At 38.0% G+C, this 16,119-nt stretch carries 16 protein-coding genes; 2 read left to right on the forward strand and 14 right to left on the reverse strand.

Going from position 1 to position 16,119, the window contains the following annotated elements; translation table 11 throughout:
- Positions 1-87: 87 nt before the first annotated feature.
- Both nrdF and ACWPVF_RS05020 read left to right on the forward strand, forming a co-directional pair.
- Positions 88-1,050, forward strand: a complete 963-nt coding sequence (gene nrdF, locus ACWPVF_RS05015; RefSeq protein WP_454385046.1) for a class 1b ribonucleoside-diphosphate reductase subunit beta — start codon at positions 88-90, stop codon at positions 1,048-1,050.
- A gap of 134 nt (positions 1,051-1,184) precedes the next feature.
- Entirely contained in the window at positions 1,185-1,952 is a 768-nt protein-coding gene (locus tag ACWPVF_RS05020) for a DeoR/GlpR family DNA-binding transcription regulator (protein WP_454385048.1), read from the forward strand.
- A gap of 38 nt (positions 1,953-1,990) precedes the next feature.
- Here ACWPVF_RS05020 and lacG read toward each other — a convergent pair whose 3' ends face one another.
- From lacG to lepA, 14 genes are all read right to left on the reverse strand, one after another.
- Positions 1,991-3,397, reverse strand: a complete 1,407-nt coding sequence (gene lacG / locus ACWPVF_RS05025; RefSeq protein WP_454385050.1) for a 6-phospho-beta-galactosidase — start codon at positions 3,395-3,397, stop codon at positions 1,991-1,993.
- A 213-nt stretch (positions 3,398-3,610) separates the two neighbouring features.
- Positions 3,611-5,302 carry a lactose-specific PTS transporter subunit EIIC gene (locus ACWPVF_RS05030; RefSeq protein ID WP_414290732.1) on the reverse strand — a complete coding sequence of 564 codons (1,692 nt, stop codon included), beginning with the start codon at positions 5,300-5,302 and terminating at the stop codon, positions 3,611-3,613.
- Positions 5,302-5,619: a PTS lactose/cellobiose transporter subunit IIA gene (locus ACWPVF_RS05035; protein ID WP_454385052.1), complete on the reverse strand. Its 318-nt coding sequence runs from the start codon at positions 5,617-5,619 to the stop codon at positions 5,302-5,304. The genes ACWPVF_RS05030 and ACWPVF_RS05035 overlap by 1 nt, the downstream gene beginning before the upstream one ends.
- A 33-nt stretch (positions 5,620-5,652) precedes the next feature.
- Complete coding sequence (locus tag ACWPVF_RS05040; protein ID WP_223332993.1) at positions 5,653-6,489, reverse strand: PRD domain-containing protein; 837 nt, start codon at positions 6,487-6,489, stop codon at positions 5,653-5,655.
- 223 nt (positions 6,490-6,712) lie between these two features.
- Complete coding sequence (lacD, locus tag ACWPVF_RS05045; RefSeq protein WP_006152000.1) at positions 6,713-7,693, reverse strand: tagatose-bisphosphate aldolase; 981 nt, start codon at positions 7,691-7,693, stop codon at positions 6,713-6,715.
- A gap of 1 nt (position 7,694) precedes the next feature.
- Entirely contained in the window at positions 7,695-8,624 is a 930-nt protein-coding gene (locus ACWPVF_RS05050; RefSeq protein ID WP_454385055.1) for a tagatose-6-phosphate kinase, read from the reverse strand.
- Positions 8,625-8,634: 10 nt separating this feature from the next.
- Complete coding sequence (gene lacB, locus ACWPVF_RS05055; protein WP_454385057.1) at positions 8,635-9,150, reverse strand: galactose-6-phosphate isomerase subunit LacB; 516 nt, start codon at positions 9,148-9,150, stop codon at positions 8,635-8,637.
- Positions 9,151-9,298: 148 nt separating this feature from the next.
- Entirely contained in the window at positions 9,299-9,724 is a 426-nt protein-coding gene (lacA, locus tag ACWPVF_RS05060; RefSeq protein ID WP_006148584.1) for a galactose-6-phosphate isomerase subunit LacA, read from the reverse strand.
- A gap of 262 nt (positions 9,725-9,986) precedes the next feature.
- Entirely contained in the window at positions 9,987-10,895 is a 909-nt protein-coding gene (locus ACWPVF_RS05065) for an aldose 1-epimerase family protein (protein WP_454385799.1), read from the reverse strand.
- Between the two features lie 81 nt (positions 10,896-10,976).
- Positions 10,977-12,452, reverse strand: coding sequence for a PTS galactitol transporter subunit IIC (locus ACWPVF_RS05070; protein WP_223332987.1), 1,476 nt, complete (start codon positions 12,450-12,452; stop codon positions 10,977-10,979).
- A gap of 44 nt (positions 12,453-12,496) precedes the next feature.
- Positions 12,497-12,802, reverse strand: coding sequence for a PTS sugar transporter subunit IIB (locus ACWPVF_RS05075; RefSeq protein ID WP_006148587.1), 306 nt, complete (start codon positions 12,800-12,802; stop codon positions 12,497-12,499).
- Between the two features lie 48 nt (positions 12,803-12,850).
- A complete protein-coding gene (locus ACWPVF_RS05080; RefSeq protein ID WP_454385060.1) occupies positions 12,851-13,327 on the reverse strand; it encodes a PTS sugar transporter subunit IIA in 477 nt (158 codons plus the stop codon).
- Between the two features lie 186 nt (positions 13,328-13,513).
- Entirely contained in the window at positions 13,514-14,125 is a 612-nt protein-coding gene (locus ACWPVF_RS05085) for a hypothetical protein (RefSeq protein ID WP_454385062.1), read from the reverse strand.
- Positions 14,126-14,250: 125 nt separating this feature from the next.
- Complete coding sequence (gene lepA / locus ACWPVF_RS05090) at positions 14,251-16,074, reverse strand: translation elongation factor 4 (RefSeq protein WP_045614948.1); 1,824 nt, start codon at positions 16,072-16,074, stop codon at positions 14,251-14,253.
- Positions 16,075-16,119 lie beyond the last annotated feature (45 nt).

Below are 16,119 nucleotides of genomic sequence, written 5' to 3' on the forward strand. Positions count from 1 at the left end.
CGACTTTTTGTGCGGTAGTCCAATCATAGAGTGATACACTATTCATCCTTATTTTATTTATTAAAATCAAAAAGAAAGAGATTTGTAATGGAAACTTACTACAAAGCCATTAACTGGAATGCCATCGAGGATGTCATTGACAAATCAACTTGGGAAAAGTTGACTGAGCAATTTTGGCTCGATACACGTATTCCCTTGTCAAATGACCTTGATGACTGGAGAAAATTATCAAACAAGGAAAAAGATTTAGTAGGAAAAGTCTTTGGTGGTTTGACACTTTTGGATACAATGCAGTCTGAAACTGGGGTTCAAGCACTACGTGCAGATATCCGTACACCACATGAGGAAGCTGTATTTAACAACATCCAATTTATGGAATCTGTCCATGCTAAATCTTATTCTTCTATTTTCTCAACCTTGAATACCAAGACTGAGATTGAAGAAATCTTTGAATGGACTAATACAAACCCATATCTTCAGAAAAAAGCACAAATCATCAATGATATTTACCTTAACGGAACACCACTTGAAAAGAAAGTGGCTAGTGTATTTCTTGAAACCTTCCTCTTCTACTCTGGTTTCTTCACTCCACTCTACTATCTAGGAAATAACAAGTTGGCTAACGTTGCTGAAATCATCAAACTCATCATTCGTGATGAGTCAGTTCACGGTACTTATATCGGGTATAAATTCCAACTTGGTTTCAATGAATTACCTGAAGAAGAGCAAGAAAAATTAAAAGATTGGATGTACGACCTTCTCTACACACTTTATGAAAATGAAGAAGGTTATACCGAAAGCCTTTATGATGGTGTTGGATGGACTGAAGAAGTGAAAACATTCCTACGTTACAACGCCAACAAAGCCCTCATGAACTTGGGACAAGATCCACTCTTCCCTGATTCAGCTGACGATGTCAACCCTATCGTTATGAACGGGATTTCAACCGGTACATCTAACCACGACTTCTTTTCTCAAGTTGGTAATGGATATCTACTTGGTGAAGTTGAAGCTATGCAGGACGATGACTATAACTACGGGTTAGATTAATTTGAAATTAGAAAAGAACATCTGTGTTTGTTTTAAACTTAGATGTTCTTTTATTTTTGTTTATTTTTGTTTTCTTTAAGTTGCTGATATGTTTAAAATATGATAAAATGATATTAGATATAGGGGGTGATTCAATGCTAAAACAAGAAAAACTTGATTTGATTTTAGATATTGTCAATACCAAAGGAACAATCACTGTCAAAGAAATTATGAGTCGTTTAGATATCTCGGATATGACAGCTCGGCGTTATCTACAAGAGCTAGCTGACAAGGATTTACTTGTTCGAGTGCACGGAGGTGCTGAAAAGCTTCGTTCAGGCTCTCTATTAGCAAACGAGCGCTCTAATATCGAAAAACAAGGCTTGCAAATCGCCGAAAAGCAAGAGATTGCTCGATTTGCCGGTCACTTAGTTGAAGAAAGAGAAACAATTTTTATCGGTCCAGGTACTACTCTTGAGTTCTTTGCGCGTGAACTTCCGATAGATAATATTCGTGTAGTAACAAATAGCCTTCCTGTTTTCATTATCTTGAATGAACGAAAACTGACTGATTTAATTTTGATTGGTGGAAATTATCGAGAAATCACCGGTGCCTTTGTCGGAACCTTAACGCTCCAAGATATCGAAAGTCTTCAATTCTCTAAAGCTTTTGTTAGTTGCAATGGTATAAAAAATCATGCTATCGCTACTTTTAGCGAAGATGAAGGCGAAGTCCAAAAGCTAGCATTAAATAATGCTAATAAAAAGATTCTTCTTGCTGACCACAGTAAATTTAATAAGTTTGATTTTTATACTTTCTATAACATTGCTGATATTGATACAATTATTTCAGATTCAAAACTTAGCGAAGAAACCCTAAAAACTTTGTCTAAACAAACAAAAATTATTAAGTCGACACCTTAAAAAGTCTCACCAATGGTGAGACTTTTTTATCGTTACATTTACTCAATAACTCCTGTTTCTGCTAATTTCTTGTACCAATGAGCTGACTTTTTAGGATAACGCTCTTGAGTTTCGAAATCTACATAAAAGAGTCCATAACGTTTTTCGTAACCATTTGACCAAGAGAAGACGTCCATGAGTGACCAAATGAAGTATCCTTTTACGTTTGCACCATCGGCAATCGCATCAGACAATACTTCCAAATGTTGTTTCACATAATCGATACGGCCATCATCGTAAACAGTGTTGTCCACAAATTCATCTTTGTATCCAAGTCCGTTTTCAGTGATGTAGATCTTCTTGTAGTTTGGATAATCCGCCTTCACACGCATGATCTGATCATATAGCCCTTGAGGATAAATGATCCAGTCCCAGTCAGTGCGAGGTACATAGTCAGGAGCTACACGACGACCAACACCTTTAATTTGGTACTTAGAGCTTCCTTTTTCCCCTTTTCCGTTGTGGATGATTTCAGTTTCACCATCAAATGCTTCCATCCAATCACTCATGTAGTAGTTAATTCCAAGGAAGTCGTTCAAATCTTTAGCTGCTTCAAGTGCCACAAAATCTTCGTCTCGAAGATCCAACTCACCACCATTAACTAAAAGAATGTGGTTTACACCTTCCATGGTTTTATCGGAATAGTGTCCAAGGTAGGTTGCATCTAGAATAAACTTGTTATGGATGATATCTTCTAATTCAGCCGCCCGAACGTCTGCTGGATTTTCTGGATCCAAAGGATACTTAGTTGGAAGAGCGTGCACAACTCCAATTTCACCTTCATACCCTTTGTCTTTATATAATTTCACAGCACGCGCATGAGAAACCATCATATTGTGATGTGATTGGAAAACTTTGGCAAGGTCATACTGAATCCCAGGAGGGAATTTTCCTACTAAGTATTGACCATCACCGATTGGGCCAATTTCATTAAAGGTTGTCCAATAGTTGACTTCTGGGAATTCTTCAAAACAGAAGGCTGCATAATCAACGAAATGGTCCATATTCTCACGATTCAAGAAATCTCCATTTGAGTGAAGAGCTTCTGGTGTATCAAAGTGATGGAGGGTTACAAAAGGTTCTACATTGCGCTTGTGGCATTCATCAAATAAATTATGATAAAACTCGACACCTTTAGGATTTACTTCACCATAGCCAGTTGGGAAAATACGTGACCAAGCAATAGAAATACGAATTCCGTTTACGCCATATTCTTCAGCCAACTGTAAGTCTACTGGATATTTATGGTAGAAATCACTTGCTGGTTCAGCAGTATACCAATAGTTGTCTGCTAAGTATTTGTCCCAAGCAACTGGTCCTTTTCCGTCAGTATGGGTAGCTCCTTCTGCTTGATAGGCGGCCGTTGCCCCACCAAAAATAAAATCTTTAGGAAGTGTTTTTGTCATTTTTTCACCTATTTCTTGATTGTATAAAATGAAAAGTGAGTGGAGAGGAGTTAGTGAGCCATCCATCTCCATCTCACTTCTTGTTCCAAGCCACCGAATTGTGACATGAGGAGGTAAAAACGATATATTTTTACCGACGAATTAACAAGGCGATTAGGAAAATCGCCATAGCGATTTCCGTTACGATAGGAGACTGTTTCACAGTCCCTATCGTTAATCGAATTGAGCTTGAACGAATGCGAGAGCGCCTTTACCATCACGAGTCAACTTAATGTATTGAGCTCCTTCAGTCTTAGCCAATTTGATGCCTAGTTTATCTGTTTCAGCCTTCATATCTTCGAAGTTGGAAGCAACCTGAGGCGCCAAGATAACGAGGTCAAATTCTGGCAACATTTCACGGTGGGCTCCATAGCCACCTGCTGCAGCTTTAACTGGAACTTTATACTCTTTTGCGGCTTTATTCAAAGCATTGGCAAGAAGACCACTTGTTCCTCCACCCGCACAAAGAACGAGGACATTTGTTTCTTCAGTAATTGTATTTTTTGCTGATTCTACTCCAGCTTTTTCAAGAATGGCATCTGCTTTTGCAGTGTTAAAGTTTGCTGCAACTTTTTCTTTTAATTCATCATTAGCTTTACCTGAACGTTCTTCTTCAAGAATTTGTTCATCATAAACCTTGAGGAATGGATAGTAAATAGCAATATCTACTACAATTAACAATGCTGCAAGAGCGAATGATAAGAACTGGAAGTTTGTACCAAGAACAATACCAAGAGGTCCTGGTGTAGTCCATGGAAGGTTGGCAGTAAATGAGTTCATGCCAAGTGTTTCAATAAAGAACTTAAAGATCCATACGTTTGCAATTGGTGCAAAGATGAATGGGATAAAGAAGATTGGGTTCAAAACAAGTGGTGCACCAAACAAGATTGGTTCGTTTACACCAAAGAATGTAGGAACTACTGAAGCGCGTCCAATAGCACGATTTCGTTTCGATTTACACAACCACATAAACATGAATGGAACCACAAGAGTTGCACCAGTACCACCCATAGTGACGATAAACATTTGTGTACCAGATGTAAGGATCTTATCAGCGTGCATACCTTGTTGAAGAAGGTTCAAGTTGACTTCGGCATTTGCATAAGTAATCGCTGCAATCGCAGGCTCAACGATAGATGGGCCGTGAATACCAATAAACCAGAAGAATGCAAAGGCACCGAAAATAATCGTAATACCAACATAACCGTCTGCTGCTGAGAATAGAGGCGCAAAGAATTTACCGATTGATTCTGCTACGCTTGCACCAACAAAATGACGAGCAAGTAAGTCAAGACCGTATAGGGAAACGACAGAAAGCGTAAATGGAATAACATCTTTAAAGACCTGTGAGATATTTGGTGGAACTTCGTCAGGCATTCGAATAGTAACATTGTTCTTCACACAAACCTTATAAATAGCTACAGTTACAAAGGCTGCTAGGAAAGCTGAAAGTAAACCTTTTGTTCCGAGGAAACCTGTTGCAAAGCCCCCTTCAATTGGGTCAGCTGCCAACATCAATAACCCAACAATAGCAGCTAATAGAGTTGACATATAGTTGATTTGGTTAGTTTTTTCCATGCTACGGTTAACAGAGTCTGTTAAAGATTTAGCAGTTGTACCAGCAACCAAAAGTGCGAGAATACCCATTGAATAGCTATAAGGTTTCATCAATAGTGCCACTACATCATCTGACCACTGGAATCCCCATGAATTAGGCACAAAGGCAATCAAGATAAAAATACTTGAGAATAGAATGACTGGCATTCCTGCGATAAATCCATCACGAATAGCACGAAGATAGATATTACGAGATAGTTTTTCAAAGAAAGGTTTTCCTTTCTCGATAAAGGCAATTAACTTATTCATTATTTAGCTCCTCTTTTATAAAGTTCAATTAAATGATGCATCAAATCTTTTAGCAAGATTGTTGTCATCAGGTGATCTTGGCCATGCATCATGGTCACGCTATAGGCTAAATCCTCACCAGCAGCTTCCTTAGTCAATAGACTTGTTTGCGCGTGGTGGGCCTCTGCAATACAGCTACCAGCTTCCTCTACCAGAGCGTCCGCTTTTGCAAAATCACCAACTTCAGCAGCCTTCAAGGCTTCCAATAGTTTTGAACGAGCATCGCCAGCATAGGCAACAATCTCAAAACCTAACAATGTTACTTCTTCTCTATTCATGATAGATTTCTCCTTATATAATTTTTAGTAATATTATGACAATAAACGTTGAATATGTAGAACAAGGTAAACTCGTTCACTCTTATAAAGATCAACACCCGTTTCCTGAGCAATGACTTCATAAATTTTGCTACCAATCTCGAATGCTTCTGGATAGGTGTTTTTTATATGTTCTTCCATATCGAGCAAGGATTGATTATCATCGCGACTACGATCAAGGTAATCCAAGAAATAATTTAGATGAATCATAAAACGATCGTAGAAATTATTATTTTCTTGGGTTCTTTGAATGTTATAGCTCCTGAGAAGACTCTCAACCTTCTTTATGATTTCCTTTCTCTTATCAATAGCTTCTGCAACTTCAACCTCATTCTCACCCTCGGCATTAATAAAGTGGTAGGCTATTCTTTTTATTTCATCCTTTGGTAGATTACCAGATAGTTTACTATTATAGATTTCAAAAGACTCTTGAGCTATTTGAAAAGCAATAGGATACTCCTTTGAAATATCAGGTAAATTACTATCCTTATAACGCCCTTGGCTAATCGCTTGATAAGAACAATAGATATGGTCTGTCAAGGTTACATAGAGGTACTCTTGAATAGGATATTGGTATTTTTTTGAAAGATTATCGATAATTTCATAAGTAACGGTAATAAAGTCTAACGGAACATCCTTGAGTAAAGTCATAAAATTTTCTCGAGATTCTTCAGTCTTCATACGAAAGACTTTTTCAACCTGATCCTCAGAAATCAAATCTCCCTTCTTCTTACCAAACGAAATACCCTTACCGACTACGATCAACTCCTCTCCCTTGCTATTCCGCACAAGAGAAACATTGTTATTCATTGGATTTAATATCCGATACATGTCGACCTCCTTGTTCTCTCATTTAAGAGCTAGAGCATAAAAAATGACCACAAATGACCCTGAAAATAAATTTCTGAGTCATCTGTGATCATGCCTAATATTACTTAGTAACACTCACTCTTATTAACTTGTGATTTTAGTATATCACAAGATTTTGTTTTTGTAAACCTTTTCATCCAACTTTTTTTAAAATTAGTAGATTTAAAAGACAGATATAGGGAGTTTATACACGTTCAGTCCATGAAGTTGCTGTTGTTTTAAGAACTTTGTTGAGTTCATCGATGTTCTCAAAACCAGTTGTACGAAGCCATTCGCGAGCAGCTGCTTCACCGTCTTTGATATAAGCTTCAACTGATCCAGCCCATGTTGCACGTCCACAAAGAACACCATTGAAGTTTGCACCTGATTCGTGGGCAAATACAAGAGTTTCTTGGAAGAGTTTAGCTGATACACCTGCACTCAAGTAGATGTATGGCAAGTTAGTAGCTTCGTCTTGAGCTTTAAAGAAGGCTGCTGCTTCTTCACGTGTATGAACGATTTCGCCATCGCCAAATCCTTCAACGTATTTCACGTTAACTGGAACTTCCACTTTCAAGACATCAATGTTAAAGCGTGGGTCTGAGAAGACCTTCATAGCACCGATTACCTTGCGTGGTTTTACTTTAGCGTATTCGGCAGAACCTGCGTCCGCAATCTTTTCATCATAAGCCAAGATTTCAAGGAAGAATGGAATATCTTCAGCCACACACTCAGAACCAATACGTTCAATGTAGGCTTGTTTTTGTTGGTTGAGTTCGTCAGAGCTATCTACGTCATAGTAAAGCAAGAACTTAACAGCATCTGCACCTTGTTCCTTGATACGTTTTGCAGACCAAACGTCCAAGCAGTCTGGTAAGCGTTTTGTACTTGTTGTATCGTATCCTGTTTTCTCATAAGCAAGGAGAAGACCTGCATTTGGATCAAGAGCTTTTGTAGCTGGAAGTCCGTACTCAGGGTCAAGTAGCATAGATGAAGCATATTTAGTCAATTCATCTGCCACCAATACTTTAAGTTCTTCCATTTGAGCAACTGTTGGCTCTTCTGTTTGGTATTGAGCCATGAGGCGTTTCAAAGCACCACGTTGGTCAAAGGCGAGAGCTGAGATGATACCATTCTCATCAGACAGTTTTTGCATACAAGCGCGTTTATTTTCTGTTAAAACCATTTTATACCTCTTTTACAATTAATTGGTCATATAGACCTTGATAGTTAGCCATATTGACATGACCGGTCATTTTTTCTTGAGCATTAAGCATACCAAGGACATTTGCCTTGATCAACAGTTCTTGATCCGTTTCTTTATGGAAAAGACCTGAAGCAATACCTGCCACTGTAGAATCACCAGAACCGACTGGATTTACTACTTGAATTCTTGGAATATCTACTTTGTAGAAAGTGTTACCGTGTTTAGCGAATGCTCCGTTAGCACCTAAGGAAACGATAATCCACTCGATTCCATCAAATAGTGGTTCTTGAAGGACTTCTTTTAATTCATCCAAGTCTTTAGAAATTTCTCTTCCTAAAAGTTGAGATAATTCTTCATTATTTGGTTTGATGACTGTTGGTTTATGTGGAGACTCAAGAACTGCCTGAAGTGCAGCGCCTGAACAGTCCAATGCAACAGGTTTCCCAGCATGATTCGCAAGTTCAACTAAACTAGCATAGTAATCAACTGGAAGTCCTGCAGGTAGACTTCCTGAAATAGCCACTACCTCTACAGTCTCTAAAAGTTCTTTGAAATGAGCTAAGAAATCCTGACCTTCTTTTTCTTGAACTTCAGGACCTTTTTCTAGGATTTCTGTTTGGTTTTCTCCATGTAGAATTGCGATACAGTTACGGGTTTCACCTTGAATAGAGAAGAAACGTTTGCTTACTTTATCATCAATATTTTCTACTAAAAAATCACCAAGTTTACCACCGACAAGCCCAGTTGCCACTACTGAATCACCGAATTCTGATAGGACACGTGTAACGTTAAGACCTTTACCACCAGCCGTTTTAGTGACATCTACAACACGGTTGACAGTGTCAATTTTCAGTTCATCCAAAGGATAGGAAATATCAATGGATGGGTTCATTGTGACTGTTAAAATCATAAGTCACCTCTTAGTCGTGGTATTCACCACGATCCCATTTTTCAAGGAACTCTACAAAGAAGTTGGCATCAGTTTGATGATCGTTATGAGTTTCAACGTGTTGGATTTTAGCGATCAATTTTTTGTTTTCTTCTGATGGTTTGTATTCAGCGTTGATGAAAGCTTCAATGATATCACACATGAGCAATTCACCAGTGATTTTACCACCAAATCCGATTACGTTGGCATTCAATTGTTCTTTTGCATATAGAGCTGTTGTCATATCGCGAACCAAAGCAGAACGAACACCAGGAACCTTGTTAACAGCATTATTAATACCTACACCAGTACCACAGATACACACACCAAGATCAGCTTGGCCACTAACTACTGCTTCACCAACTTTTTTACCAAAGATTGGATAGTGGGTACGAGCGTGGTCATAAGTACCAAAGTCGATAACTTCATGTCCTTTTGATTTCAAAAATTCTGAAACAGCCATTTTTTCATTTGTTACGATGTGGTCACATCCGATTGCAATTCTCATTAGTTATTCCCTCCGATTAATTGTATAAATCTAATATCATTTATCCTAACTCAAGAAAAATCAAGATTAGCTTAGGAAGCGAGCTGCGAGCATAACTGAGGTTAGCTAAAGTGAGCTGACGACAGATTATCTTGATTTTTGAAGAGTATTAGCACATTTTGTTCAACATGTCGACCCTGATTTGGTGACGACCACCGTCGTATTTACCATTTACAAAGCCTTTAGCAATATTTTTAGCCAATTCATCACCAACAAGTTGAGCACCCATCGTAATCATACGTGAGTTGTTGTGACCGCGAGTCATATAAGCTGAACGTTCATCAGAAACTTCTGCAGCAACCATTCCTTTGATTTTAGTAGCAACCATAAATGGACCTGCACCATAAGCATCAATGACGATACCAAGGTTTTGTTCTTCTTTCTTGACTTCTTCCGCAACTGCTAGAGTTACATCAACAAAGTCTTGACCTTCTGCTGTAACATCCACTACGTGGAAGTTTTCTTTTTCCAAGAAGTCTTTTACAACTTCTTTCAATCTTAAACCTGCAGCATCTGCACCAATAACAATAGCCATATTGTATACTCCTTTTTATAATAGACCAGTAAAACTTTTTGATCCTAGCCAAAAAGAGACCTTTCTCAAATAGTTACTAGTAGTTTTGTTGACAATAATTTAAATTAAGAACAAATATCTTATTCGTTTCTTAATAAGCTTTCTTCAGAGAAAAGCTAGAACAGTAATCTTGTTAAAATAAACACAAATTGTTCTTTATAAACATAATATACTACTATTAGTTGGAAAAGTCAACAATTTATGTTTGTTTTTGTTTATTTTTTTATAAAATCTCAATATCAAATCCAACCTGATCAAAATCACTAGGTTTTATAATCTTAACATCTTTCTTATCTTCTAGTCTATCTCCTTCTTCTATTGAAGTAGACAAACCTGACCATGGTTCCAAGGCAATAAAAGGCCCTTTATTAATAGTTGACCATACGATTAAATTTGGAAACTCTTTAAAATCTAGTTTCAAACCTTTATCATGTTTTCGTGAACGCAAAGCTACTGTGCGAGATTCCAACTCATCTAATGTCACAGCATCATAGCTAAAGAAGTCATAATTCAAGTCTATTTCTTTTTGATTATTTAACCAAGAATTTCTATCTTTTAAATCCAACATTCCTGTTTCTGGGAAAGGTTTTGGAACTGTACATGTTTCTGGCTTTTCAAATTCAAGATAGTAATCTTCATATACCTCGTCATCTAGTAAGGGACAGTTAAAACCAGGATGCCCACCGATAAAATATGGCATACTCTTTTCTGATTCTTTATTATAGATTTTATACTGAGTACGTATGGTTTTCCCAGTCACTGTATAAGTGATTTCTAAACGAAAATGATAAGGGTAATTTGCATACATTTCTTCATCGTCTTCAATAGCGAATGTAACAGAATTATCTGTTTGTTCTTCTAATGTAAATTCTTTTTTTCTTACTAGACCATGTCGAGGGATTTTTCCTTCTTTTTGACTACCATCTTCATTATCATAAAGGACCGTATCATTTCTTACTGAACCACATATTGGGAATAATACGGGTGCTTGCCCACTCCAATAAGTTGGATCCCCCTGCCACAAATACTCTACGCCTTCCTTGTCCTTTATAGAAGAAAGTGCGCCACCAAGTGTTTGAAACTGAACATATAATTGATCTGATTTTAATTCAATCACAAGTCTTACCTCCATTTTTTTCAAAAAAACTAGGCTGACTGCTCCATAGTGGAAACTGACAACCTAGTTTTTACAATTTACATTTTTAGGAGCAAATTATTTTGCGTTTGCTGCGTATTCTTCGTTACGTTTGATCATTTGCTTTCTGTACCATGCAAAAATACCGATATAGAAAGTAAGGAAGATTACTGCACCAATAATTGCTTTGATATCACCTGTTGTAGTGTTACCAATTGTCCAACCAAGAAGTTTTTCGATTGGTCCTTCAAGTGTTGAGTGAGTGATCAATTGAGTTTGGCTCACACCTTCTGGGAAGGCACCTACACTTTTAGCAAGATCTGTTGCAAATGGTGCGATAAGTGTACCTGAAAGAAGGAAGAGTGGCAACAAGAGTGTTCCGAAGATAATCATACGGAGCAATTTACCACGAGTAACTACCAAGAGAGCCGGAGTTACACCCATTGCGATGATACCAGCAAGTGGCAAGATACCATTTCCGACATTTGAAAGAAGCACTGCTTCAATCAACATGATTGGTGCAAGTACGTTGGCACAAGCCCAGATTTCAGCACGACCAGCGATAAATGGCCAGTCAAGACCGATATTGAATTTACGTCCTTGAAGACGTTTAGTAGCAACGTTTGTAATACCTTGTGAAAGTGGTTCTACGGCTGCGATGAACCATGAACCGATCAATGAGAAGAGCTCCAAGCAGACACCGGCAGTCAAACCAAGTGACAACCAACCTTTAATAACTAGTTCCCATTTATCAGCACCTTCAACACCAGCAACTGGATGTGGAGTTCCCATCAAACCAATAACGATACCAAGGATGAAACCGATGAAGAATTTAGATCCCCAGAAACCGATTCGTTTGTTCAATTTAGCAGCGTCAAAGTCGTATTTATCAAGACCTGGGAAGAATTTATCAAAAATCTTATCCAAAACCATGATAACTGGGTTCATCATGTAGTTCATGTGAGTTGAAGTCATTGGTGATGAACTTGGTGCGTTAAGAAGATCATCAAATGTTGGTTTCATCAAGTCAGAGTTGATGATTTTAAGAACCCCTACAAGAACAACTGCTGCAGTCGCGATGAAAAGAGAAACCCCTTGACCAACTCCACTCTTGTCAGCATACCATTTAATCAAAAGACCTGTAATAGACAAGTGCCAGATATCGAAGATATCAACGTCAAGTGTGTCTGTTTTCTTCATTGCAAGCATTACAATGTTGACAATCAACATCACAAGCAAGAAGTAGAGTGTCCAGGCAGAACCCCAAGTGATTGTAGCAAGTGGTGCCCAACCAACGTCGGTGATGTTCAATTGAATACCAGTATTTTCAACGAATTTTGCAAGAGAAGCTGAGAAAGCTCCGTTAAGCATTCCGATGATAGCACCGATACCAGTAAGCGCGATGGCAAGTTTAATACCACCTTCAAGTGCTTTGGAGAATTTCACTCCAAATAGTAAAGCCAATACTGTCAAAATGATCAGCATGATGATTGGGCCACCCATATCCAAGATTGGCTTGAATACTTTATTGGCCAACTCAATAATGAAATCCATAATTTTTCCTCCCTTTATTTTTATGGAAAATTACAAAATAATAATTAACTTAATCCGTGTTCTTTAATTGCTGCTTCAATATTGTCATAAACTGGAGCACTCATCGCTGGAATACGGAATAAGATAGGTCCAGCTTCTACTACTGGGATACCAGGGTCAAAACCTAAGTCTGTTGCAGCAATTGGTGTGAAGATATCATAACCTTTAATCAAGTCTTCGTTGACATCTTTAACCATAACTGCATCACACTGTACGTCGTATCCACGGTTAGATAGCTCTTCTTCTAGAGCGCTTTTAATTTGGTGGCTTGAGTTAACACCTGCACCACATGCAGCAAGAATTTTAATCATTTGGATTTCCTCCGTTTTTTAGTTTCTAATTATTTATTATTTACAAATTTAAGAAGTTGCTTCTGAGATATACTGGTACAGAGCTTCTGGATCAGTAAGCTTAGATAGTGCTTCTAGATGACCATTACCTGTAAAGAAGTCCATCAATTGTGCAAGAATGTTTGTTTGACTTGAACTTGAATTATTGATGATAAAGAAGAGTAATGATACTTCTACTTCCTTGTCAGGTGCAATCATATTGTGAAATGTTACTGGTTTTGGCAAGCGAACCACAACAACATTTTCAGTTAAATTATGAATCGTATCTGTGTGAGGGATTGCTACATTCGGCAAGTCCTTCCCTAGAAATTCCATATCTAAACCGGTTGGGAACATTTTTTCACGTTCAATTAAAGCCGATCGATAGGTATCCGTAACAACTTTCTTTTCTTCCAATAGGGTTGCAACTTGATCAAATAGCTGCTCTTGATTATCTGCTTCTAGACAAAAGACTAAGTCTTTGCTGAAGAAATGATCTAATCCCATGACTTCTCCCTTCATATTTAACTTTTATGATACAAGTATATCACTATATGAAACCGTTGTCAATATTTTTTGTTGTATTTTGTTTGATTTTTATTTTTTTTGTTTGATTTTAAACACCAAATAATTTTAAATAGTTTTGAAAAAAGAAAGAAAAAAAACAGGACATACATCCTGTTTTTTAATCTATTAATTTTTTTTCGTAGTCCAACTTTGTTCAATTAATGGAAGCATATCCTTCAACACTTCAGGTGTTCCTTCTAGAGAAACGTATCTAAACTTACCATCGTCTGATTTAAAGATCCAGATGACCAGATATTTCCCGTTTTTAGCTATACAATTTACAACATAGGCATCATAACCACCAATTTTTGACTTAGAACCCCATACTTTTGAGAAGTCCTTGCTTTGTTGTTTGGTTTGATAGACACTAGTAGAAACTTGAACAGCATCAAGAGCAGCATATTCACTTTCACTAACACCAAGGTGCTCTGGTTTAAAAGTATTTAGGGTTACGATATTGATGTCAGTACCATCACAGTACTGAATATCATCCCCACCCTCAACTTCTGTAAAGTGAATCCATGATTTTGGAACCTTTACATAGCCATAATCATCCGATCCGATTACCTGCGTATCTTTAATCGTTGATTCGGCTACAGTTGTTGTTTCTTGAACTATGGTAGTTTCCTGGATTGTTGTTGTATCTGTGGCTGCTTCTTTCTTAGTTTTTGAAGTATTACAAGCAGCAAGAGTTAAGCAACACACTAAAAGCGTAGATAAGCTGATGATTTTTTTCATAATCCTTCTCCTTTCACTTCTATTTTAAAGTATGAAGGGAAAAGTGTCAAAAAATTACTGTATTTTGAAAGTTTAAAAAATACAGTAATTAATCTCTTATACTAGATGCCATTCTCACATAGCGACTATTCTTCATCCATGCTCAAGACGCTGAGGAAAGCTTCTTGAGGAACTTCAACTGAACCGATAGCTTTCATACGTTTCTTACCAGCTTTTTGTTTTTCGAGGAGTTTACGTTTACGTGAAACGTCACCACCGTAGCACTTGGCAAGCACATTCTTACGAAGGGCTTTGATATCAGTACGAGCCACAATCTTATGTCCAATAGCTGCTTGGATCGGTACTTCAAACTGTTGACGAGGAATGATTTTCTTAAGTTTCTCTACGATAAGTTTCCCACGTTCATAAGCAAAATCTTTGTGAACGATAAAGCTAAGAGCATCCACTTTGTCACCATTAAGAAGGATATCCATCTTAACTAACTTAGATGGTCGATACTCTGACAATTCATAATCAAAGCTTGCATAACCACGTGTCGAAGACTTGAGCTTATCAAAGAAGTCAAAGACAATCTCAGCAAGGGGAATTTGATAGATGACATTGACACGATTATCATCAATATAATCCATCGTCACAAAATCACCCCGTTTGCGCTGAGCTAGCTCCATTACTGCTCCAACGAATTCTTGTGGTACCATGATTTGTGCCTTTACATATGGTTCTTCAATGGTCGCAATCTTTGTAGGATCAGGAAACTCAGATGGGTTCGATACATCCATAGATTCACCATCTGTCTGATTAACCTTGTAGATAACGGATGGTGCAGTCATGATAAGGTCGATGTTAAACTCACGTTCCAAACGTTCCTGAATAACATCCATATGAAGTAATCCAAGGAAACCACAACGGAAACCAAATCCGAGTGCTTGAGAAGTTTCTGGTTCAAACTGCAAACTAGCATCATTGAGTTGCAATTTTTCAAGGGCTTCACGAAGATCGTTATATTTATTTGACTCAATTGGATAGAGACCTGCGAAAACCATCGGATTCATCTGCTTGTAGCCAGATAGTGGCTCTGAAGCAGGATTTGTTGCCAAGGTTACTGTATCACCGACACGGGTGTCCTGAACAGTTTTGATAGATGCTGCAATATATCCAACGTCACCTGTCGCAAGGAAGTCTCGTCCAACTGCTTTAGGTGTGAAGATTCCAACTTCAGTAACATCAAAGGTTTTACCATTACTCATCAGCTGAATCTTATCACCTGGTTTGACCACTCCATCCATGACACGAACTTGGAGAATAACCCCGCGATAAGCATCGTACACAGAGTCAAAAATCAAGGCCTTCAGTGGTGCTGTAACATCACCTGTTGGAGCAGGAACTTTCTCTACGATTTGCTCGAGAATTTCTTCGATACCAATACCAGCTTTGGCTGATGCTAAAACTGCTTCACTAGCATCTAGACCAATAACATCTTCGATTTCCGTACGCACGCGCTCCGGATCTGCTGCAGGCAAATCAATCTTATTGATAACTGGAAGGATTTCTAAATCATTATCCAAAGCAAGATAGACGTTTGCCAGAGTTTGAGCCTCAATTCCTTGGGCAGCATCAACAACCAAAATTGCTCCCTCGCAGGCAGCTAGAGAACGTGATACCTCATAAGTGAAGTCCACGTGTCCTGGTGTATCAATCAAGTGGAAAATATAAGTCTCACCGTCTTTAGCAGTATAATTCAACTCAATGGCGTTGAGTTTAATAGTAATCCCACGTTCACGTTCAAGGTCCATACTATCTAAAAGTTGGGCCTGCATTTCACGGCTAGAAACTGTTTCTGTCTTCTCTAAAACACGGTCTGCTAACGTTGATTTCCCATGGTCAATATGGGCAATAATTGAGAAGTTACGAATCTTCTCCTGTCGTTTTTTCAATTTTTCTACGTTCATGATTCTCTTCCTTTCAGGGTATCTATTAATTATAAAATGTTTTTA

The sequence above is a fragment of the Streptococcus sp. Marseille-Q7087 genome (assembly GCF_965111935.1).

Excerpts from the sequence above, each read along its gene's own strand:
- nrdF (WP_454385046.1), top strand. The coding sequence starts at position 88 with ATGGAAACTTACTACAAAGCCATTAACTGGAATGCCATCGAGGATGTC.
- ACWPVF_RS05075 (WP_006148587.1), bottom strand. The coding sequence starts at position 12,802 with ATGATTAAAATTCTTGCTGCATGTGGTGCAGGTGTTAACTCAAGCCAC.
- lacA (WP_006148584.1), bottom strand. The coding sequence starts at position 9,724 with ATGGCTATTGTTATTGGTGCAGATGCTGCAGGTTTAAGATTGAAAGAA.
- lacD (WP_006152000.1), bottom strand. The coding sequence starts at position 7,693 with ATGGTTTTAACAGAAAATAAACGCGCTTGTATGCAAAAACTGTCTGAT.
- ACWPVF_RS05065 (WP_454385799.1), bottom strand. The coding sequence starts at position 10,895 with ATGGAGGTAAGACTTGTGATTGAATTAAAATCAGATCAATTATATGTT.
- ACWPVF_RS05040 (WP_223332993.1), bottom strand. The coding sequence starts at position 6,489 with ATGTATCGGATATTAAATCCAATGAATAACAATGTTTCTCTTGTGCGG.
- lepA (WP_045614948.1), bottom strand. The coding sequence starts at position 16,074 with ATGAACGTAGAAAAATTGAAAAAACGACAGGAGAAGATTCGTAACTTC.
- ACWPVF_RS05030 (WP_414290732.1), bottom strand. The coding sequence starts at position 5,302 with ATGAATAAGTTAATTGCCTTTATCGAGAAAGGAAAACCTTTCTTTGAA.
- lacG (WP_454385050.1), bottom strand. The coding sequence starts at position 3,397 with ATGACAAAAACACTTCCTAAAGATTTTATTTTTGGTGGGGCAACGGCC.
- ACWPVF_RS05080 (WP_454385060.1), bottom strand. The coding sequence starts at position 13,327 with ATGGGATTAGATCATTTCTTCAGCAAAGACTTAGTCTTTTGTCTAGAA.
- lacB (WP_454385057.1), bottom strand. The coding sequence starts at position 9,150 with ATGAGAATTGCAATCGGATGTGACCACATCGTAACAAATGAAAAAATG.
- ACWPVF_RS05020 (WP_454385048.1), top strand. The coding sequence starts at position 1,185 with ATGCTAAAACAAGAAAAACTTGATTTGATTTTAGATATTGTCAATACC.
- ACWPVF_RS05085 (WP_454385062.1), bottom strand. The coding sequence starts at position 14,125 with ATGAAAAAAATCATCAGCTTATCTACGCTTTTAGTGTGTTGCTTAACT.
- ACWPVF_RS05070 (WP_223332987.1), bottom strand. The coding sequence starts at position 12,452 with ATGGATTTCATTATTGAGTTGGCCAATAAAGTATTCAAGCCAATCTTG.
- ACWPVF_RS05035 (WP_454385052.1), bottom strand. The coding sequence starts at position 5,619 with ATGAATAGAGAAGAAGTAACATTGTTAGGTTTTGAGATTGTTGCCTAT.
- ACWPVF_RS05050 (WP_454385055.1), bottom strand. The coding sequence starts at position 8,624 with ATGATTTTAACAGTCACAATGAACCCATCCATTGATATTTCCTATCCT.